This is a genomic window from Trinickia symbiotica, assembly GCF_003028655.1.
GTDB classification, from domain to species: domain Bacteria; phylum Pseudomonadota; class Gammaproteobacteria; order Burkholderiales; family Burkholderiaceae; genus Trinickia; species Trinickia symbiotica_A.
Window position 1 is genome coordinate 1 of record NZ_PYUC01000080.1, and the last position, 355, is coordinate 355.

The 355-nt window shown below is 51.0% G+C and carries 1 rRNA gene; it reads right to left on the reverse strand.

From position 1 onward, the window contains the following. A 23S ribosomal RNA gene (locus C9I57_RS32325) occupies nucleotides 1-107 on the reverse strand; the annotation flags it as partial. Between the last annotated feature and the right edge of the window lie 248 nt (nucleotides 108-355).

Here is a 355-nt window from a genome sequence, read left to right on the forward strand (position 1 = left end):
CGGATCAAAGCTCGTTTGCCAGCTCCCCGCAGCTTTTCGCAGGCTACCGCGTCCTTCATCGCCTGTGATCGCCAAGGCATCCACCACATGCACTTGTTCGCTTGACCCTATAACGAGAGCGTCTTACTCGCTCGCTACAGGTTGAGTTCTCGCGTTTGTGCCGTATTCCAAGAGCATCTTTCGATACCCTTCTCATACTTGGATACAATCACTACCCATTTGATATCTTCCACGCCCATCTCATGAGACGCTTCCGATATCCCTTACTACTTCTTCCAGATTGTTAAAGATCGACAGCCGACTTTGCAGTCACACTGACTGGCGCACTCGCCAATGACAAACACCCCAACGATTG